Source organism: Pseudomonas sp. QC2 (assembly GCF_002859085.1).
Taxonomy (GTDB): domain Bacteria; phylum Pseudomonadota; class Gammaproteobacteria; order Pseudomonadales; family Pseudomonadaceae; genus Aquipseudomonas; species Aquipseudomonas petroselini.
Genome location: NZ_PKKS01000003.1, coordinates 196,596 through 216,109, shown reverse-complemented (window position 1 = coordinate 216,109; position 19,514 = coordinate 196,596). Strand labels below are relative to the sequence as shown.

15 protein-coding genes are annotated in these 19,514 nt (G+C 62.6%); 5 read left to right on the top strand and 10 right to left on the bottom strand.

Annotated features, from left to right (window positions below; translation table 11 throughout):
* Window positions 1-63 precede the first annotated feature (63 nt).
* From QCBJ_RS02495 to QCBJ_RS02475, 5 genes are all read right to left on the bottom strand, one after another.
* A complete protein-coding gene (locus QCBJ_RS02495; RefSeq protein ID WP_102060073.1) occupies window positions 64-1,596 on the bottom strand; it encodes an FGGY-family carbohydrate kinase in 1,533 nt (510 codons plus the stop codon).
* A gap of 2 nt (window positions 1,597-1,598) precedes the next feature.
* Window positions 1,599-2,678: an alcohol dehydrogenase catalytic domain-containing protein gene (locus QCBJ_RS02490; RefSeq protein ID WP_102060072.1), complete on the bottom strand. Its 1,080-nt coding sequence runs from the start codon at window positions 2,676-2,678 to the stop codon at window positions 1,599-1,601.
* A gap of 22 nt (window positions 2,679-2,700) precedes the next feature.
* Window positions 2,701-3,693, bottom strand: a complete 993-nt coding sequence (locus tag QCBJ_RS02485) for an ABC transporter permease (protein WP_015884787.1) — start codon at window positions 3,691-3,693, stop codon at window positions 2,701-2,703.
* Complete coding sequence (locus QCBJ_RS02480) at window positions 3,659-5,167, bottom strand: sugar ABC transporter ATP-binding protein (RefSeq protein ID WP_102060071.1); 1,509 nt, start codon at window positions 5,165-5,167, stop codon at window positions 3,659-3,661. Before QCBJ_RS02480 ends, QCBJ_RS02485 begins: the two co-directional genes overlap by 35 nt.
* A gap of 63 nt (window positions 5,168-5,230) precedes the next feature.
* A complete protein-coding gene (locus tag QCBJ_RS02475; protein ID WP_015884789.1) occupies window positions 5,231-6,154 on the bottom strand; it encodes a substrate-binding domain-containing protein in 924 nt (307 codons plus the stop codon).
* Window positions 6,155-6,470: 316 nt separating this feature from the next.
* Between QCBJ_RS02475 and QCBJ_RS02470 the strand changes: the two genes are divergently transcribed.
* Complete coding sequence (locus tag QCBJ_RS02470; RefSeq protein WP_102060070.1) at window positions 6,471-7,148, top strand: sterol desaturase family protein; 678 nt, start codon at window positions 6,471-6,473, stop codon at window positions 7,146-7,148.
* Window positions 7,145-8,242 carry an SMP-30/gluconolactonase/LRE family protein gene (locus QCBJ_RS02465; protein ID WP_102060069.1) on the top strand — a complete coding sequence of 366 codons (1,098 nt, stop codon included), beginning with the start codon at window positions 7,145-7,147 and terminating at the stop codon, window positions 8,240-8,242. The genes QCBJ_RS02470 and QCBJ_RS02465 overlap by 4 nt, the downstream gene beginning before the upstream one ends.
* Before the next feature lie 60 nt (window positions 8,243-8,302).
* Here QCBJ_RS02465 and QCBJ_RS02460 read toward each other — a convergent pair whose 3' ends face one another.
* From QCBJ_RS02460 to QCBJ_RS02445, 4 genes are all read right to left on the bottom strand, one after another.
* Window positions 8,303-9,814, bottom strand: a complete 1,512-nt coding sequence (locus tag QCBJ_RS02460; protein WP_102060068.1) for a hypothetical protein — start codon at window positions 9,812-9,814, stop codon at window positions 8,303-8,305.
* Window positions 9,815-9,927: 113 nt separating this feature from the next.
* A complete protein-coding gene (locus tag QCBJ_RS02455) occupies window positions 9,928-10,992 on the bottom strand; it encodes a lipocalin-like domain-containing protein (protein ID WP_102060067.1) in 1,065 nt (354 codons plus the stop codon).
* Window positions 10,982-13,444 carry an FtsX-like permease family protein gene (locus QCBJ_RS02450; RefSeq protein ID WP_102060066.1) on the bottom strand — a complete coding sequence of 821 codons (2,463 nt, stop codon included), beginning with the start codon at window positions 13,442-13,444 and terminating at the stop codon, window positions 10,982-10,984. The genes QCBJ_RS02455 and QCBJ_RS02450 overlap by 11 nt, the downstream gene beginning before the upstream one ends.
* 1 nt (window position 13,445) lies before the next feature.
* A complete protein-coding gene (locus tag QCBJ_RS02445; RefSeq protein ID WP_102060065.1) occupies window positions 13,446-14,114 on the bottom strand; it encodes an ABC transporter ATP-binding protein in 669 nt (222 codons plus the stop codon).
* Window positions 14,115-14,388: 274 nt separating this feature from the next.
* Here QCBJ_RS02445 and QCBJ_RS02440 point away from each other — a divergent pair, with 274 nt between their 5' ends.
* The 3 genes from QCBJ_RS02440 (at window position 14,389) to QCBJ_RS02430 (ending at window position 18,413) form a co-directional block, all read left to right on the top strand.
* Window positions 14,389-15,063: a histidine phosphatase family protein gene (locus QCBJ_RS02440; protein ID WP_102060064.1), complete on the top strand. Its 675-nt coding sequence runs from the start codon at window positions 14,389-14,391 to the stop codon at window positions 15,061-15,063.
* A gap of 174 nt (window positions 15,064-15,237) precedes the next feature.
* The gene (arnT, locus tag QCBJ_RS02435) at window positions 15,238-16,893 is read left to right on the top strand and encodes a lipid IV(A) 4-amino-4-deoxy-L-arabinosyltransferase (protein ID WP_102060063.1); all 1,656 of its coding nucleotides are present in this window, start codon (window positions 15,238-15,240) and stop codon (window positions 16,891-16,893) included.
* Window positions 16,893-18,413 carry a glycosyltransferase family 39 protein gene (locus QCBJ_RS02430; protein WP_102060062.1) on the top strand — a complete coding sequence of 507 codons (1,521 nt, stop codon included), beginning with the start codon at window positions 16,893-16,895 and terminating at the stop codon, window positions 18,411-18,413. The genes arnT and QCBJ_RS02430 overlap by 1 nt, the downstream gene beginning before the upstream one ends.
* On the opposite strand, the gene QCBJ_RS02425 is transcribed toward QCBJ_RS02430, so the two are convergent.
* Window positions 18,414-19,340: an ATP-binding cassette domain-containing protein gene (locus QCBJ_RS02425; protein ID WP_102060061.1), complete on the bottom strand. Its 927-nt coding sequence runs from the start codon at window positions 19,338-19,340 to the stop codon at window positions 18,414-18,416.
* Window positions 19,341-19,514 lie beyond the last annotated feature (174 nt).

Genomic DNA, 19,514 nt, shown 5'->3' with positions numbered 1-19,514 from the left:
ACATTTGCGACTGATACACCGCTATCGCAGGCAAGCCAGCTCCCACATTTGGACTGTGTTGAATCAGTTGGTTTGCAGGTTATGCATGATCGGTTTCAGCGCCGGATACAGTTTCAGGTACTCGGCAAACGCCCGCTCATACGCCTCGACATTTTCCGCATTTGGCTCAGCCCGCAACGCCAGCTGCACCCACCCCTTGTCCATCTCCTCATCACTCACCAACCCCACCGTATGCGCCGCCAGCAACGCCGCGCCCAATGCCGCTTCCACCTCTTGCACGATGGTGTAGACCGGGTAGCGCGTAACGTCCGCGATGATCTGCATCCACAGGTCCGAATGGCTCGCCCCACCCACCACAATCAAGTGTGAATCCAGCGAATGCGCGCCGCGCGTGCCCGCTTCGATGTTGTGACGCAGGGCGAAACTCACCCCCTCCAGCACCGCGCGGTACAGGTGAATGCGGCTGTGGTAGAGGTTCAAGCCGACAAAGCTGCCACTGGCACGGTCATCCCACACCGGGCTGCGTTCGCCCATCAGGTACGGCTGGAACAACAGACCTTCGCTGCCCGCCGGGATGTTCATCGCACGCTGTTCCAGCAGTACCAGGCTGTCCTGGCCGGTGGCCTTGGCTTGCTGTTCCTCGGCCTGGCAGAATTGCTCGCGAAACCAGCTCACCGACGCACCCGCCGTGATCGCACCGCCGAAGATGTACAGGTCGCGGTGGCCGTTGTAGACGTGGGGCATGCTCACCAACCCATGGTGCGCGTCCACCTGCTGGTTCAGGTAACCCCAGCACATGCTGGTGCCGATCATCGCCACATGGTTGCCCGGTTGCGTAACGCCTGCGGCCAACGTGGCCATGGCCGCGTCGACACCCCCGGCCAGGATCGGCGTGCCGGTCTGCAGGCCCAGGCGCGCCGCCCACTCCTCCAGCAGGCCGCCCACCACCTCACCGGAATACACCAGGCGCTCCGGCATCATCGCTTGCGGTATACCCAGCGCGTCGAGCATCTCGCCCGACCAGCCGCGCGCCGCCACGTCATACACCCCGCCGATATTGCCGGCGCTGCTATGGTCCACCGCCAGCTCACCGGTGAGGCACGCGTTGATATAGCTGTTGGGCGGCAGCAGATAACGGGTCTTGGCCCACACTTGCGGCTGGTGCTGCTTGAGCCAGAGCATCTTGGTGAAGCCGTAGTAGCTGTCCACCGAGTTACCGGTCACCGCGAACAGCCGCTCCAGGTCCACGTGCTCACGCACCCAGGCGACCTGCTCACCGGCGCGGCGGTCCATCCAGATCAGGCACGGGTGCAACGGTGTGAGCGCTGCATCCACCGCAATCCCCGAGCCGCCGTACAGGCTGCTGATGCACAGGGCTTTCACGTGTTCCTTGGCCACGCCGGCCTTGGTCATGCACTGCGCCACGCACGTCTCGACCGCATCGAGCCAGACCTGCGGCCATTGTTCGGCCCAGCGCACTTTCGGGGTATCCACGCGATACCCCTGGCTGTGCTGCGCGATAATCTTACCTTGAGCATCCACCAGCAGCGCCTTGGTGCTCTGGGTCCCTATGTCGACACCCATCACGTAGTTCATCTTCAGACCACCGGCTTCAGCAGTACCTTGATTGACTGGGTCGAGTTGGCCAGCTCAAACGCTTCGGCGTAGTCATCCAGCGGGAAATCGTGGGTGACGATGCCCTTGGAGGTGACCAGGCCGCGTTCGAACAGGTCGATGGCGATCGGGTAGCAATACGGGCCGAGGTGGGCGCCGCGCACGTCCAACTCCTTGCGGTCGCCGATGATCGACCAGTCGACGCTGGTCTCGGCACCGAACACGCTGAACTCGACAAAACGCCCGAGCTTGCGGATCAGGTCCAGGCCTTGGGTCACGCCGGCCGGTACGCCGGTGGTTTCGATGTAGACGTCGCAGCCATAGTTATCGGTGAGGCCGTTGATAATCTCGCGGGCGTTGTCGCGTGACGGGTTGATCACCACGTCGGCGCCGAAGTGCTTCGCCAGTTCCAGGCGCTCGTCGACCATGTCGATCACCACCAGTTTCTTCGGGGTCTTCAACGCGGCGACCTGGACCATGCACAGGCCGAGGGTCCCGGCACCGGCAATCACCACCACGTCGTCGAGCTGGACATCGCCACGGTTGACGGTGTGGATCGAACACGCCATCGGCTCCACCAGCGCCGAGTCTTCCAGCGACACCGACTCGGGAATCTTGTGCACGATGGCGGTCTTGGGGATGCGCATGTACTGGGCCATGCCGCCTTCGGCCACTTCACGCTGGAAGCCGAAAATGTTGTGCACCTCGCACATCCAGTACTTGCCGGATTTGCAGAAGCGGCACTTGCCGCAGGGCACGATCTGCTCGGCGATCACCTTGTCGCCCACCGCGACTTCAAAGTGCTCTTCGGCGCCCTCGCCCGCTTCCACCACATAGCCGAAAAACTCATGCCCCGGCACCACCGGTGCCTTGACCCACGGGTTGTCGCCGCCCCAGAACATCGCCGCGCCGGAGTGGCACTTGCAGTCACTGGCGCAGATGCCGCAGGCGGCGATGCGGATCACCAGCTCATTGGCGCGCGCCTGGGGTTTGCCGATGCGTTCCAGGCGGTAGTCTTTAGGGCCGTGGCAGACGACGGCTTGCATTTCGGTGTGCTTGTCCATGGTGTTCGGTCCTGTCTTGAGTTTATTTATGGCGCTGACGGCTGATGAAAATCGCCAGCAAAATGATCCCGCCCTTGATCACGCTCTGGACGTAGGGCGAAACGCCGAGCATGTTCAGTCCGTTGTTCAATACGCCGAGCAGCATGGCGCCGAGCAAGGTGCCGACGATCACGCCGCGCCCGCCGGCAATCGACGCGCCGCCGAGTACCACGGCGGCAATCGCATCCAGCTCGAACGACACGCCGGCATTCGGCTGGCCGCTCATCAGGCGTGAGGTCAATACCAGCCCGGCAATCGCCGCCGTCAGGCCACTGATGCCGTACACCAGAAGCTTGAAGCGCGCGGCGCGCACGCCGGACAAGCGCACCGCTTCTTCATTGCCGCCGATGGCGTAGATGTAGCGACCGATGCGCGTGTGTTGCAGCAGCACATAGGCGGCCAGGTAGGTGAGCAGCATGATCAGGATCGGCACCTGGATGCCGAACAGGCTTTCGCGGCCGAAAAACGCAAACCAGTCCGGTAACCCGGAAATCGGGTAGCCGTCGGTGTACATCAGGCCCAGGCCACGGGCGATGCCCATGGTCGCCAGGGTGACGATGATCGGCGGCATGTGCAGGTAAGCGACGAAGAGGCCATTGCCGATGCCGAAGGCCACGCCGATCAGCATCCCGGCGCCAATCGCCAGGCCGGGCGGCAGGCCCGCGACCATCAAGCCGGCCGTGAGCGTGCCGGACAACGCCATCACCGGCCCCACCGACAAGTCGATGCCGCCCGTAAGGATCACGCAGGTCATGCCCACCGCGATAATCGCGTTGATCGACACTTGGCGGGCGATGTTCGACAGGTTGCTGGCGGTGAGGAAGGTGTCGCTGGCGAGGATCATCACCACGGTGACCACCACCAACCCGACAAAGGGGTAAAACGCCGGCGAGCGCACCAGCCGCGCCAGGTTGAGGCGCAGCCGGCTGCTGTCGACGGTATTAATGGACGTATTCACTTGAGCCCCCTGTTGCATGGCGCATGACCTCTTGAGGATTGACGGCGGACGCTTCCAGCAGCTTGACGATGGCGCCCTTGTGGAACACGGCGACCCGGTCGCACATGCCGATGACTTCGGGCAGTTCGGAGGAAATCATGATGATTGCGTAGCCCTGTTCGGTGAGGCTGCGCATCAGCGCGTAGATCTGCGCCTTGGCGCCCACGTCGATGCCACGGGTGGGTTCGTCGAACACCAGCACGTCGCAGTGGTGGTTGATCCAGCGTGCGATCACGACCTTTTGCTGGTTGCCGCCGCTGAGGTTGAACACCCGGCTTTCGCTGCTCGGGGCTTTGATCGACAGTTGCTTCATCAGGCTTTCAACGCTGGCGCATTCACGACTTTTGTCGATCAGGCCCGAGGCGTTCTGGTACTTGGGCAGGTTATTCAGGGAGATGTTTTCGCGGATGCTGAAATCGGTGATCAGCCCTTCGCTCTTGCGGCTTTCCGGCAGTAGGCCGATGCCGTGGGCCAGCGCCTGGGCCGGGTCGTCGAGGGTGATTTTTTTACCGCGCAACCACACGTCTTTGCTCACCGACGGCAGCGCGCCCATCATGCCCAACGCCAGTTCGGTGCGACCGGACCCGACCAAGCCGGCAAAGCCGAGGATCTCGCCCTTGTGCAGCTGGAAGCTGTTGTGGGGGCCGTTGCGCACCAATTGGATGTCCTTGACCTCCAACAACAGCGGGCCGCGTGCGCTGCTCGGCTTGGGCGGGAAACTGCATTCCAGGCGGCGCCCGACCATCATCTCGACCAGCCGGTCGATGTCGCTGTCAGCCACATCGGTGACGCCCACATTGCCGCCGTCGCGCAGCACGCTGATGCGGTCACACACCTGGAAAATCTCCTCCAGATGATGAGAGATGAAAATCACCGCCACGCCCTGGCGCTTGAGTTCGCGCATGATCTCGAACAGCAGCTCGGCCTCGCTGGGCGTGAGGGTGGCGGTGGGTTCATCCAGCACCAACAGACGCGCATCCAGGGCCAGGGCCTTAGCGATTTCGACGAACTGCTGTTCGGCCACGCTCAGGTGCTTGACCGCGCATTGCAGGTCGAGGGTCACGCCCAGGCGCTTGAACAACGCCTCGCTGGCCTCGACCATGTCGCGTTTGCGCAGCAGGCCGAAGCGGTTGCTCAGCTCATGGCCGAGGAAGATGTTTTCCACCGCCGTGAGGTAGGGAATCAGGCTGAACTCCTGGAACACGATGCCGATACCGGCAGCAATCGCATCACGGTAGGTCGCGAAATGCTGCGCCTGGCCATCGATCAGGATCTGGCCTTCGTCTTGATGCTCGACGCCGCCGAGGATCTTCATCAGCGTCGATTTGCCCGCGCCATTCTCCCCGAGCAAGGCATGGATCTCGCCGCGCTCGACCTGCAGGTTGATGGACTTGAGGGCCTGTACGCCCGGGTAACGCTTACAGATGTTTTCCAGCTTCAGAAGACTGCTCATACCGCCGACCTCGTATTCAGAAGGAGACCTCAAGCCCCACGGGTTACGTGGGGCCTGGGTGATTTACCAGCTGAAATCCTTGGCCTTGGCCTGGTCGATCAGGGTGATGTCCACCGGGATCGTGGCGGGCACTTGCGAGCCCCACTTCTTGGCCAGGGCGATACCCAGCGCAAGGCGAATCTGGTCACGCGGGTATTGGGCCGAGGTGGCGATGAATTTGCTGCCGGGCTTCTGGATCGCCTTGATCGCTTCCGGCGCGCCATCGACGCTGACCAGCTTCACGTCCAGGCCGCTGGCTTCGATGGCCGAGAGCGCACCGAGCGAGCCGTTGTCATTCACGCTGAAAATGCCCTTGAGGGTGGGCTGGGCCTGCAACATGTTCTCGGTGACGGTCAGCGCCTGGTCACGTTCCTGCTTGCCATTCTGGATGCTGACAATCTTGATGTCCGGGTGCTTCGCCACGGCCTCTTTGCAGCCGCGTACGCGTTCCAGGATCGGCACCACGGCAATGCCGTCGAGGATGGCGATATTGCCTTTGTCGCCGATGTGCTTGGCCAGGTACTCGCAGGCCTGGAAACCGGCGTCGAAGTTCTTCGAGCCGACGAAGGAATCCAGCGGGCCGTCCGCCTGGGCGTCCACCGCGACGACCACGACACCGGCGGCGTGGGCGGATTTGACCGCCGATTGCACGCCCACCGAGTCGGTGGGGTTGATCAGCAGGATATCGATGCCTTTTTGCAGCATGTCTTCGACGTCACTGACCTGCTTGGACACATCGTGACGGGCGTCGGTGATGATCAATTTCGCGCCGATGGTCGCCCCGGCTTCTTCCAGGGCGTTTTTCATGGTGACGAAATAAGGGTTGTTGATTTCCTGGAAGGACGCGCCGATGCGGATGGGTTTTGCAGCGTCGGCAAAAACAGGGGCAGCGGTGCCGAGGGTGATGCTTACAGCCAATAAACACAGGGTTTTCGGGAGCATTTTCATGGCGTGGTTCTCTGTTTTGTTTTTATTTTTAGAGCAAATGTTATCGTTAACATTTTGCGAGAAGCTAGCAAGTAAATTCGGCAGGCGCAAGGGGCCGCTGGTCGACTGCCGTCAAAATGTGGGAGGGGGCTTGCTGTGGCGAGGGCGCTTGCTCCCGTTCGACAGCGCAGCTGGAGTCGGCTTTTTGGCGGCGCTCCGCACCCCAGCGGGAGCAAGCGCCCTCGCCACAGCAAGCCCACATTGGCGCGTTAAAACTCGCACATTCCCCACCACCAACTAAGCTCAGCCTCCAACAAAAAAATCCGAGCTGCCCGCCATGTCCCACCCCACCGAGACCTTTCGCGCCCGCTACCGCGCCAGCGTCGCGCCACACTACAACCCCTGGCTTCACGCCAGTTTTGTGTTCGGCTACGGCATCGTCTGCATCACCCTGGCCTGGTCATCGACGCATCAAATTACCGCACTGCAATGGCTGAGCGTGCCCGCGACCCTGGTGTTCTTCAACCTCTGCATCTACCTGGTCCACCGCCACCTCGGCCACCATAAACATGGGTTGGCCCGGCTGTTTTATGCGCGCCACACCGGCGACCATCACAGCTTCTTCACCCCCGGCCATATGACCTACGACAGCCCTCGGGATTGGCGGGTGATCCTGTTTCCAGCCTGGCTGATCGTGCTGCACAGCCTGGCTATCACCCTGCCCGCCTGGTGGTTGCTCAAGCAATGGAGCCCCAACGTCGCCGGGCTGTTCGCCGGGTGCATGATCCTCGGGTATTTGCTCTACGAATTGTTTCACGCCTGCGAGCACTTGCCTGTCGGCCACCCGGTGGCGCGCCTGCCGTGGCTGCGCCAGATGCACCGCTTGCACGCCCTGCATCACCGTCGTGAGCTGATGCAGGGGCGTAACTTCAATATTGTCCTCCCCCTGATGGATTACCTGTTCGGCACCCTGCACTGGGAGCCGAGCGCCCACGACAAGCAGGAACCGTCATGAGTACCCGTGCAAAAAAACTGCGTCATTGGCTGTTTGTGTTGTTTCTGGTGGTGATCGCCTTTTTGCTGCTGATGCCGACCAAAGTACAACCGGTGAATTGGGTACCGCCCAAAGCGCCGTCGATGAAAGACGGCCCTTACGCCGAAAACCAGCGCCTCAAGGGCGTGCAGAAAATCGGCGCCCAAGACATCGCCGGGCCAGAGGCCTTGCTGTTGGACGCCCAGGGCTATCTGATCAGCGGCTTGCATGACGGTCGCATCATCCGCACCTCGCCCGACAGCCGTAGCCTGGAAGTGCTGGCCAACACCGGCGGACGCCCCCTGGGCATGGCGCTGCACCCGGACGGGCGCTTGATCATTGCCGATGGGATCAAGGGCCTGCTCGCACTGGCTAAGAATCGCCAACTGACCACCCTGAGCACCGGCGCCCATGACCTTCCCTTGGGGTTCGCCAATGACGTCACCGTGGACGCCAGCGGGCGTTACGCCTACTTCAGCGATGCATCGAGCCGCTGGGGTTATGGGCAAGACGGTGAAGCGGTGATCGAGCATGGTGGTGATGGCCGACTGCTGCGCTATGACTTCAGCAAAGGCACCACCGAGGTACTGCTGGACCAGCTGCAATTCGCCAACGGCGTAGCCCTGGGCCCCGATGAAAACTACGTGCTGGTGAATGAAACCGGCGCCTATCGCATCAGCCGTTACTGGCTCAAAGGTGAGCGCGCGGGCACTCATGACTTGTTCATCGACAACCTGCCCGGCCTGCCGGACAACCTCAGCTTCAACGGCCAGGACCGCTTCTGGGTGGCGCTCTACTCACCGCGCAATCCACTGCTGGACAGCTTTGCCGGCTACCCGCTGCTGCGCAAGGTGATGGTGCGCGCGCTGATGGTGGTGCCCAAGCCGATCGAGCGCAAAGCCTTTGTGCTGGGGCTGGATACCGAGGGCAAGGTCATCGCCAATTTGCAGGACGGCAGCGCGGGGAATTACTCGCCCATCACCACGGCCCGGGAGTATGGCAACTGGTTGTACCTGGGTTCGTTGAAAAGCACGAGCATGGCGCGCGTGCCGTTGGCGCTGGCGTTGGCGCCCTGACGCAAAAAGGGCACACAGGCGCTCGGCCTGTATGCCCTCATTGCTTGCGGTTACACGCGTTTAGCTCTTGGTGCTGCTGAGCAGGGTTTGGTTGCACAGGTGACCAAAGCTGACGAACTCGGTGTTTTCACCGCCGACGCCAATGCCTGGATACTCCAGCACCTCCATGCGCCACACGCCATAGTTGAAGTCGGTACGCCAGGTGTTGTTGTAGCCCTGGGAGTAATCGACAAAGGTGGTCTGGAAGTCACCGAAGCACGTGCCCACGTTGATCGTGCCACCGGCTTGGCCGGAGCTGTCGGTCGCCGCCGAATACGCCTTGTAGACGATATTGCCGGTGTCCGGGTTGATGTGCTGGTCGAGATAAACAATCGGGTGCAGCCCCACCAGTGGCGCGCCGGTGCTGTCGGACAGGTTCATTTTCCAGGTCAGGTTTCGATAAGCCTGGGTGGTCATGTAGCCGTAGCCCACATCAGACGCGGAATACGGGATGCGCAACACGTTGGCCTCGCCTTTCATATCCGGGTTGTCGACACGTGGGTTGGAACCAAAGGACAGGGTGTATTTGCCCGTCGCGCTCCACGGCTCGTTCGGGTGCTGGTTCGGGCGCACCCGCACCTTGACCACACCGCCCACACCCGGACTCGGGATCGACGTCGAGACGATATTGGCACCTACGGTGACCCACTGGCTGCCATCGAAGCGCTCAAGGATCCATTTGCCACGGGTGCTGCCGCTGACGGCATCGGCCGACAGGGCAATGCCCACGCTCTGGCCACGCACGGCGGTGAAGTCGAAGTAATCGACATCATCGAGGCTGTCGGCGTTGCCGCTGATGTAGTTCAGGGTGTCCGGCAGTTGGAAGGCCGTGTCCGGCGTGTCATTCGGTTCGAAGGCATCGATATTGGCATTGACCGCCACACCGAACTGGAAGCTCGAACCCGAGACCGCCGCATTGGCCTCCATGAACCAGTAGTAGTCACCCGCCGGCAATACGCCGCTGAGGCTTTCGTCACCGGTACCGGGGTTATTGGAAGTGCCCAGCGGGATCGGATTGCCTTGGCCATCGTCCTGGAACAGGGTCAAGGACATGTCGGTACCGGCCGTCTGGCCGACCAGCAGCGCATTGATCCGGGCCGTCTGCGGCAGGTTGAAGTGGTAGCACAGCAGGTCACCGGTTTGCACACCATTGACCGTGTACAACTCATTCACGTCCAGCGTGGTTTCACAGCCTTGGACCAGCGCCGCTTGCACGGCAGTGGCTGGCTGAGCGCCGGCTTTCTTGACTTGGGTTACCGGGGCAGGTGCGCTGTGGTCTTCCACCACCGAGTCGGCCTTGGCCTTCGCGGCGAACACTGGCTTTTTCAGTTGGGCGCCTGCGTTCAGTTGCTTTTTCAGCGCCGCCGACGCCTTGGTGGCCGGGACTTTGCCAGCGGCTTTCAGGCTTTGCTTGATGTCAGGTTTAACGGCTTGCGCAGCCAGGTGAGAGTATTGCTCGGCCAGGGCAAAGGCCGAAACGAAGCAGGAGGCCGCCATGGCCGCGCCCAGCATAAAGGCTTTTTTCGATTTCATTTTTTATCCATCCATAGTTAAAAAGTGAAGCTCAGGTGACATCCGGTCACCTGGGATGGAATCTAGCCAATCACTGTATGCATGTCCAGTATTTTTACAGGAAATTTTCCGAACTAATACCCGGTCATCTCGAGGTACCCCACTCCCCCCTCAAACCGCACCGGCCCTTCCCAGTACGGAATACTCAGGTTCATCCAGGCGTTCGGGTTGACCGCCTGGGGGGTGATGTCCAGCTGTTTGCCGGGAATTTTCAGCGACCAGCGTGTAGGCATCTTGCGCCCGTCAATGGTGGTGGTTTCCAGGGGTGTCAGCTGGATATCCGCGTTGTGCAACGTTTGTGTCTGGCCCTCGCGATCAATCCAGGTGCCGGTCAGGTAAGACGCGCCGTCGGTTTGCCGCACTCGGAACAGCATCAACTGCTCGCCACGGTCCAAGTGCAGGGAGAACCAGTCCCAACCGGTCTGGCTGGCGGTCAGGGGTTGGCTGCTCCACTCGCGGTCGAGCCAGGCCGGGCCGGTGACTTGATACACCTTGCCGTCAATGCTGACGCTGCCGCTGGCGTTGAAAAAGGGCTGGCTGTAGTAATAGGACGCCTGACCCTGGTCGGATTTGCGGCTGTAGCCGTTGTCGCCCTGCAGCACCACTGGGCGGCTGGACGTCAGGTGCAAGTCGTAGGCGAACTGCGCGCCGCTGGCCTTGAGTTGCATGTCCGCCAAGGGGCTGGTGGCACCGGCGCGGGTGGCGAAATTCCAGTCGTCGATCCAGGCGTTGAACGGCACCGCCTCGGCACCGGCTTGGCCGACGCCACCGCGCGCGTAACGTTCGGCGGCGTAGTGGTGGGTGGCGGAGGTGACGGCCGCATGGCCAAGCCAAAGGGTCGAGTCGTGCCAGCCCGCTTGCGTCGGCCCCGCCTTGAGGGCGTTGCGAAACAGCGTCCATTGCACGCCGAATACATTGCCCTGCGCGTCCTTGAGGTTGGCGGTGACGTACCACCACTCGATACGAAAACCCTCATGGGGGCCATGATCCTCAGGGAAACTGAACACCTTGCCAGGCAGCACTTGGGCAAAGTCGGCCGCGTCACTGCCCAGACCGGCGAAGCTCTCCTGCGGCGCGGGGACTTTGTCGCAAGCGGCCAGTAACAAGCACACACACAGCAGCAGGCCCTTAATCTTCATGGGCAAACGTCCTCAACAAGTCCGCAGGACGGCTGCGATACAACTGCCACAGGGGCCAAGCCGAAGCCAGCAAGGTCGCCAGCATCGCCAACCCGAGCAACTGCGCGAGCTGCCACGGGAACACCTGCAACGGCAGGCGCCAACCAAACGCCTGCACATTGATCACCGCATCCAGGCACCAGGCCAGCAGCAGCCCAAGCGGCAACGCCAGCACCAGTGTAAGCACCGCCAGCAGCCAGGTCTGGCCCAGGTTAAGCAGCATCAATTGCCGACGCGTGACGCCCAGTGCCCACAGCGGCGCCAGTTGCCCAAGGCGGCTCTGGCTTTGGGTCAACAGGCTGATAAACAGCGCGACACCGGCCACGCCCAGCGTCAGGCTATTCAGCGCGGCCGTGGCGGCAAAGGTGCGTTCGAACACCTGGCTCGACCAGCCTTTGAGTTGTTGTTGATCGACGATACGGCTGTCTTCCAGGGCAAAGGCGCATTGCACCTCGCGCACCAACGGCGCCACATCCGCCGGCGCTACCCGCAGGTTGAAACGGGCCGGTGACAGCGTCGGCCAGTGGGCCAGCAGGTGCTGGGCATTGACCAGCACATGGCCCTTGGGGTTGCCGTAGTCGGCGTAGATCCCGACCACTGTCGGCGCCCACTCACCGTGTGGCGTGGGAATGCTCACGCTATCGCCCAGCCTCACGTCGAGCCGGCGCGCCAGTTGCTCGCTGAGCATCAGGGTGTCGCCTTGTTGCAACTGGTCCCACGGCTCGCTCGCTGCGTCCAGCAGCGGCCAGTGCTGACGATAGGTCGGGTCGTCGATCACGCCAAACAGGTCCGCCGGCCAGCCCTGCAATTGCACGGCGACCTGCCAGGTGGGCAGCACGGTTTGCACCAACGGTTGCCGGGCCAGCCAAGTGCTGAGTTGCTGCGCCTGGGCCGGGTTTTGCGGGTTGAGGTACAGCTCGGCCGTGAGGCGTTGTTCCAGCCAGTTATTGAAGGTGTGCCGAAAGCCGGAGGTCATGGAGCCCGCGCCGATATTTGCGGCCAAGGCCAATAGCAGCGCCATCAGCGCCAGGCTCAAGGCCGGCAATTGCTGGCGGCAGTCCGCGAGAAACCATTGGCCGAGCACCGAACGGCTGCGCCCCAGCACGGCCTTGAGCAGGCCATTGAGCACCACGGGTAAACCGAGGGCGGCACCGAGCAACAGCGCGGCCATCAGCACAAAACCGGCGGCCAGGCTGTTGCCCAACCACAGCGCCAGAACCGCAACCAGCAACGCGGCACCGGCCACCCAACCTTGACGGCGCAACCAGCGCCCATGAGCCTCATGCCAGGCCTGGGCATTGGCCAGCGCCAGCAGTGGCAGGCGCGCCGCCCGCCAGAGGCTGCCGGCACCGGCGAGCAAGGCACCGAGCAAGCTCAAGCCAAGTCCCGCCACCCACCACCACGGGCTCAGGCTCAACTGCCCCGGCACCTCGGCGCCATACAACCCGCGCAGGCTGGCGGCCACATCCGGCAGCAACAGGCTGGCCAACAGGTAACCGCTGGCGACACCGAGCACGCCCCCCAACAACGAGAGCACGCCCAGTTCCACACTCAGGCTGACAATCAACATCCGCACGCTGACCCCGCAGGCCCGCAACGTACGCAGCAACCCGCGCCGTTGCTCCAGGGCCAGGCCGATGGCCGCGTGCACGATAAACAGCCCCACCACAAAGGACAGAAAGCCCAGCGCGTCGAGGTTCAGGTGAAAGCTCTCGGTGAGACGCGCGAGGTTATTGTCCTCGCCCTGCTTAAGCTGCAACCCGGCGGGCGGCGTGGGATGACCGGCGGCGAAGGCTTTGTCCACCAACAGGCGCGACAGGCGCTCGGGCATCTCCAGCACGGCTTGGGCAAACCCGATATCGGTGAGCAACAGGCCGGGCGCCATATCCGCCTGGGCTTGCAGCGGCGGCAAGGTGTGCCCATTCAGCGTGGTCGGCCGCTGCCCTGCGCGCAGCCCCAAGGCCTGCAAGGTCTGCGGCGCGATCCAGGTGCGCCCCGGCGGCGAAAAGAACGCCAGCATCTGCGCCTGGCTCAAACGCTGCCCCGCCACCGCGCCACTACCGGGCAACGACACCGGGTCGATGCCCATCAATTGCAAGCGTACTGCCTCATGCCCCTGGAGCTGCACCCGCCCCTGCACCACCGGCGACACCGGCCAGCCGGCACGGCGCAATTGGGCAAACACGGCTTGGGGGAAACTCGCGTCGTCCGGCGCATTGAGACTGGCCTGGGGTTCACCGCCGATCAACTGGCTGGCGCGGGCGTAGCTGTCGCGCGCCTGGCCGTTGAGTGCCTGCACGCCAATCAGCAGCGCCGTGGCCAGCCACAGGCCGGTGAGCACGCTGAAAAATTGCACGGGATGCCGTCGCCAGTGGCTGAGCAGCGCGCGTAATGTCCAGTAAAACACCGCCATCTCAAGCGGCGCCTGCAGGGACGACACGCCCACGCTGCAGCACCACCTGCCGGTCCAGCCGTGCGGCAATGCGCGGGCTGTGAGTGACCATCAACAGGCTGGTGGGGCTGTCGCGCAGCAGGTCCAGCAGCAGTTGCAAGACTTCGTCACTGGTGGCTTCGTCAAGGTTGCCGGTGGGTTCGTCGGCCAACAACAGGCCCGGTTTTGAAGCTAATGCGCGCCCGACCGCGACCCGTTGCTGCTGGCCCCCGGAGAGTTGTTCCGGGTAACGCTTGAGCAGATCGCCCAGGCCCAGGCGTTCAACCAATTGCGCTTGCCACTGCGGGTCAAACCGCCCCGACAACCGCGCCTGGAACGCCAGGTTGTCCTCGACCCGCAAACTGCCGATCAGGTTGAACTGCTGGAACACCAGGCCAATTTCGGTGCGCCGCCAATGGGCCAATTGCGCTTCGCTGAGCTGGTCGAGGCGTTGCTCGCCCACTTGGATGCTACCGCCGTCCAGCCGGTCGAGCCCGGCCACCAGGTGCAACAGGGTGCTCTTGCCGCTGCCCGACTCGCCCATCAACGCCAGGCTGCTGCGCTCGGCCAAGTGCAGGTCCACACCGGCCAACACCGCCAGCGGCCCTTGCGGAGTGACATAGCTTTTAAACACGGCGTGCACCTGCAACATGACAACTCTCGTTTGATGGGTGGCCATCGAGAATAACGGCTGCCGCCCAAGGCCATGCAAATTTTTCACATGGATTTCACCGACTGCCCACCCATGGCTGTTTAGATTACCGGCCATCGGTCATTCGTCGGCAACTTGTTAGTTGCCCTGCCTGACAACTTTTAACCGCAACATGTTCAGCGAAAAGACAGCCGCCCTGTGACAGCCTCCTGCGTCACTGAGGCATTCGCCCACACGTTGCGCCTAACTAATTACAACGCTGCCAACAGTGCCCATGGTGAAAGAAGTGGTTGACCTTACCCTGACCAAACCACGCTCGCGGCGAGCGTTTTTCAAGCGCTTGCAACCGCTGTGGCTGGGGCTTTTCGTGGTCGGCCTGCTGCTCGCCGGCAGCCTGTTCTGGCACGCCTCGCCACGCGACCTGGGCGTCGGCAACCGCCTGTTGAACTCCCATGTACTGCCCCTTTGGCGTGATGGCGACCTGATCGTGCTGGTGCGTCACGAAGAACGCTGCGACCGCTCCACCAACCCCTGCCTGGGGCCTGTCGAAGGCCTGACAATCACTGGCAGCCAGCACGCCGAAAACCTGGGCAAAGCCTTTAAATCATTGGGCATGGAAGGCAGTGACGCGCTTGCCAGCCCGACCATCCGCACCGCCCAGACCTTGCGCTTCATGTTCGGCAAAAACGAGTTGACCTCCGGCCAGCAAGCCGTCTGCGGCGCGGCCATGGGCGAAGAACTGCTCAGCCACAAAACCCCGGGGCGCAACCTGGTATTCGTCACCCACAGCGGCTGCATTGCCGACTTCGAAAGCACCCTGGGTTTCCCCCACGCCACATTCCCCCAGTACGGCAGCGCCCTGTTCGTGCAGGTATTGCCCAACGGCAAGTTCAAGACATTGGGTATCGTCAATAACCCGGACTGGCCCGCCGCACTGAAACAACTTTAATAACTTCCCCTCCTGCCTGTTCAGCAAAAAGACAGCCCGGTTCTGGCATGTTTAGTTGCGCCTTTTAATTAAGGACCTCATGAATATTTTGTGTAATTCAGTGAACGTCGTGACTGTCTCCGCTACTTCATTACTTCAAACATCCATCACTAAACGTCAGGGAGCGACGTTTTCATGACCCGATTAAAACCGCTGCCGATATTGTTGCTGGCCTTTGTCGCGTTTTACCTATTGCCGCTGGGCCTGCACGGTTTGTGGATCCCCGACGAGACCCGCTACGCCCAGATCAGCCAGGAAATGCTCCTGAGCGGCAATTGGGTCACGCCACATTTCATGGGTATCCGCTACTTCGAAAAGCCCGCCGGCGGCTACTGGTTGATCGCCCTCGGCCAGGCCGTGTTTGGCCAGAACCTGTTCGGTGTACGCATTGCCTCGGCCTTGACCACCGGCTTAAGTGTGCTGCTGGCCTACCTGATCGCCCGTCGCCTGTGGAATGACCCACGTAAAAGCTTCGCCTGCGCCCTGCTCTACCTGAGCTTCGGCCTGGTGGCCGGGCAAGCGGGTTATTCCAACCTCGATCCGCAATTCACCCTGTGGGTCAACCTGAGCCTGGTGGCCCTGTGGTTTGCCCTCGACAGCACCACACTGCGGCGCCGTCTAGGGGCGTGGGCCGTGGTGGGCCTGGCCTGCGCCCTGGGTTTCCTGACCAAAGGTTTCCTGGCCTGGGTGCTGCCGGTGCTGATTGCCGTGCCCTACATGCTCTGGCAACGGCGCCTGGGAGAATTGCTGCGCTACGGCCCGCTGGCTATCGCAGTCGCCGCAGTGGTCTGCCTGCCGTGGGCGCTGGCGATCCATCATCAGGAACCTGACTTCTGGCGCTTCTTTTTCTGGAATGAACACATTCGCCGCTTCAGCGCCGACAACGCGCAACACGTGCGGCCGTGGTGGTTCTTCCTACCGATCATCGCAGCGTCTTGCCTGCCCTGGGCCGGGCTGTTGCCCGCCACCCTGCGCACCACCTGGCAGCACAAACGCCAGCCGGCAATTACCTTCCTGGCCCTGTGGCTGCTACTGCCGCTGGGTTTTTTCAGCCTGAGCAACGGCAAGCTGCCGACCTACATCATGCCGTGCCTGCTGCCCCTGGCATTGTTGATGGGGCATACCCTGGTCGGTCTGATCAGCACCGGCCGTGCCCGCACAATCTGCCTCAACGGCCTGCTCAACTTCGTGATCGGCATGGTCGCCATGATCGGCCTGATCTACCTGCAGATCGCCCGGCCGCTGTACAGCAACAGCCACGCCGAAATGTTCAGCCTGTCGCTGGCCTTTATCGTGCTGCTGGCATGGATCCTCACTAACCTGCTGCAAGCGTTCCGCCCGTTGACGCTATGGGCCACGCCGACGCTGGGCATCGGCCTGCTGGTGATCCTGTTGCCGGCGAGCATGCCGGCGTGGATCGCCGACAACGAAATGCCCGACCAGTTTGTGCTCGAGCACCTGGAAGAGCTGCAACAGACCCAGGCACTGCTGAGCAACGAACTGGAGAGTGCCAGCGCCCTGGCCTGGCGCCTGCAACGCCCGGCAGTGGCGCTGTATGACACCGAGGGCGAGTTGCGCTACGGCTTGCAGTACGCGGGTTCGGTGCAGCGCAAAGTCGCACTGGAACAGGTGCAGACGTGGCTCAAGGACGCGCGCCAGCGCGGCTCGGTGGGCGTGCTGATGCGGGTCAGAAGCACCAGCGAGATGCGCGAGGCGGGGCAACTGCCGCCGGGGGGCAAACGCTACTACAAGGGCGCCCTCGAACTGATCATCTACGCGAAATCGCCCTGATGGCGGCCTTCTGGAAAACCGAACGCGGCGCCCTGGTGGTATTGCTGGGTGTCACGGCCGTGCTGCTGCTCGCCGGCCTCAGCGCACGCGACCTGTGGGGCCCCGAAACCCGCTGGGCCAACATTGCCTTGCAGATGCTGCAAAGCGGCGACTACTTCGACCCGTATCTCAAAGGCGTGCCCTATTACGACAAGCCCCTGCCTTCCTACTGGCTGATCACCGCGACCGCCCACGCGATGGGCGGCCTCGGCCCGTGGTCGTTACGTTTGCCGTCCGTGATCGGCGCCTGGCTGAGCGTGTGGCTGATCTACCTGATCGGCGAACAACTGTTGCGCAAGGGCACCGGGCTGATTGCCGGCTGGATGCTCGCCACCACCTTCTACTTTCTGTTCTGGGCGCGCGTCGCCACGGCGGACGTGCTCACGGTGTGCGGCGTACTGGCGGCCGTGTGGTGGTATTGGCGCGGGCCGCAGGACACACGGCTTGGGCGCTACACCGTGTTCTTTCTGTTGTTGGCGGTGACCTCCCTGTTCAAGGGCTTGATCGGCTTTGTGCTACCCGGCCTGGTGCTGCTGCCGCACCTGCTCAGTGAGCATCGCTACAAACGCCATCTCAACCTGCGCCTGCCACTCGCCCTGCTGATGGCGGGCGCGGTGTATGCCGTGCCGTTCGTGCTGTCCCATGTCTACGGCGCACCCAGCTACGGCGAAAGTGGCCTGGCGCTGGTGTTCCGCGAAAACGTGGTGCGCTTTTTCGACCCGTTCGACCACATGGGCCCGATCCACACGTACCTGATCTACCTGCCCGCCTACACCCTGCCATGGGTGCCGTGCTGGCTGCTTGGCCTGTGGCTGGCGCTGCGGCATTGGCGCCAGACCCCGCCCAACGTACGTTGGCTGGTGTGGGGCCTGGGGTTGCTGTTCGTGTTCTTCACCGCAAGTGGGAGCCGACGCAGTTACTACGTGCTGCCGTTGGTGCCGTTCGCGCAGTTGCTGGGGGCCTGGTGGGTGAGTGAACGGCTGGCGAAAAACCCGGCGAGTTGGCCGCGCTGGCAGAAAGGTTTCGCAAGCGCCGCCGTGCTGATGCTACTGGTGCTCGGGGTGCTGTATCCCTGGACCAACGGCAATGGCGGCGTGACGCGTTTCGCCGAGGACGTGGAAACCCAGGCGACCCAAACAGCACCGTGGAACCAATGGCAGATGGTGCTGGTGGAAGTCGACAACAAACTCCCTCTGTACCTGCAAAACCACGGCAAACCCTTCTACTACGTAGCCGAAACCCAGGACTTCCCGCGCCAGGGCGACAGCGCCGCGTTCATGGCCTGGCTGGCCAACACCAGCGGCCAGGATTTCGACCCGCAACTCACGATTATCGTTGCGCAATTCTCCAAGGACGACCCAACGCCACTGGCCTACCTGGGTGCGAATCATCACGTGATTACCACCCAGCCGGACAACGGCGAGCGGTGGTTTGCGAAGCGCGAGGGAGGCAGCGTGGCGTTTATCCCATCGCCGCGCTGATCAGGTCTTGCGAGCCTTGCCGGGGTCCACGGTGCCGATAGGCCCCAGGCTACCCCCCAACCCGGCCACGTGCTCCTGTACCGCCCGCCCCTCCGCCCGGTTGCGGATAAACCCGGCGCGGGTAAACCGCTCCAGAAACGGCACCGGCAAGGCCTTGTCAGGGCGTACCGCAGGATGCTCGGCCACCTCCCCGAACAGGGTGTACGCCGCGCTCGGCAAGTGCCGGGTATTGAGGTCGCCGGTCAGGCGTCCGGCTTGCAACACGAGCGCGCGGTTGGTGACGCGTTGCAGATCGGACAAGCGCTGGGAGATGTAGAGGATGGCCACACCGCGTGCGCGCTGGCTGTCGATCAGGCCGAGCAGGCGTTCGGCGTCGGTTTCCGACAAGGCCGCCGTCGGTTCGTCGAGGATCAGCAGTTTGGGTTGCTGGGCAAAGGCACGCGCCAGTACCAGCAGTTGACGGTCCGCCTGGCCGAGGCGTTCGACCGGGTGTTGCAGCGGCAGGTCCAGGCCCAGCCCGACGGCGATGGCTTCGGCACGTTGCAGGAGGCTTTTGCGGTTGAGCAGAAAATCCGCGTCGGGCTGCCCCAGCTCATCGAGCAACAGGTTCTCGGCCACGCTCAGGCCGGGGGCGATGGCATCGTCGGGCCGTTGATGCACGGCGACGATGCCGAGCCGGCGTGCCGACAACGGCGAGGTAAAGCGTTGGCGCTGGCCCTCGACCCACAGTTCGCCGCTATCCGGCGCCAGGCTGCCGCTGAGGACCTTGACCAAGGTCGATTTGCCCGCTCCCGTGGCACCGAGCAAGGCCACACCCTCACCCGGGTAAATATCCAGGGTGACTTGATCCAGCGCCTGCTGGGCACCATACGTCTTGCACAGGCCAACCAGACGGATCAAAGGCTCGGGGGCAACGGGGTTGCTCATGGCTAATCTCTAAGGCGCAACGATGACTCATTACAACGCCAGACGGCGCTGATTTATTCCGAACAACAATGAGTTAGGTCCCGAATTAAAGGCATTACCTCATGAACAATCCAATAGCTGAATCGCATAGCCGAAAACATTCGAGTTATAAGGCCCTTGCCCGCAGTGTATTGA

Bases quoted from the DNA above. Each gene is read 5' to 3' on its own strand.
- arnT (WP_102060063.1), top strand. From the start codon at position 15,238: ATGACCCGATTAAAACCGCTGCCGATATTGTTGCTGGCCTTTGTCGCG.
- QCBJ_RS02490 (WP_102060072.1), bottom strand. From the start codon at position 2,678: ATGGACAAGCACACCGAAATGCAAGCCGTCGTCTGCCACGGCCCTAAA.
- QCBJ_RS02445 (WP_102060065.1), bottom strand. From the start codon at position 14,114: ATGTTGCAGGTGCACGCCGTGTTTAAAAGCTATGTCACTCCGCAAGGG.
- QCBJ_RS02440 (WP_102060064.1), top strand. From the start codon at position 14,389: ATGGTGAAAGAAGTGGTTGACCTTACCCTGACCAAACCACGCTCGCGG.
- QCBJ_RS02460 (WP_102060068.1), bottom strand. From the start codon at position 9,814: ATGAAATCGAAAAAAGCCTTTATGCTGGGCGCGGCCATGGCGGCCTCC.
- QCBJ_RS02430 (WP_102060062.1), top strand. From the start codon at position 16,893: ATGGCGGCCTTCTGGAAAACCGAACGCGGCGCCCTGGTGGTATTGCTG.
- QCBJ_RS02465 (WP_102060069.1), top strand. From the start codon at position 7,145: ATGAGTACCCGTGCAAAAAAACTGCGTCATTGGCTGTTTGTGTTGTTT.
- QCBJ_RS02425 (WP_102060061.1), bottom strand. From the start codon at position 19,340: ATGAGCAACCCCGTTGCCCCCGAGCCTTTGATCCGTCTGGTTGGCCTG.
- QCBJ_RS02480 (WP_102060071.1), bottom strand. From the start codon at position 5,167: ATGAGCAGTCTTCTGAAGCTGGAAAACATCTGTAAGCGTTACCCGGGC.
- QCBJ_RS02495 (WP_102060073.1), bottom strand. From the start codon at position 1,596: ATGAACTACGTGATGGGTGTCGACATAGGGACCCAGAGCACCAAGGCG.
- QCBJ_RS02470 (WP_102060070.1), top strand. From the start codon at position 6,471: ATGTCCCACCCCACCGAGACCTTTCGCGCCCGCTACCGCGCCAGCGTC.
- QCBJ_RS02475 (WP_015884789.1), bottom strand. From the start codon at position 6,154: ATGAAAATGCTCCCGAAAACCCTGTGTTTATTGGCTGTAAGCATCACC.
- QCBJ_RS02455 (WP_102060067.1), bottom strand. From the start codon at position 10,992: ATGAAGATTAAGGGCCTGCTGCTGTGTGTGTGCTTGTTACTGGCCGCT.
- QCBJ_RS02450 (WP_102060066.1), bottom strand. From the start codon at position 13,444: ATGGCGGTGTTTTACTGGACATTACGCGCGCTGCTCAGCCACTGGCGA.
- QCBJ_RS02485 (WP_015884787.1), bottom strand. From the start codon at position 3,693: ATGCAACAGGGGGCTCAAGTGAATACGTCCATTAATACCGTCGACAGC.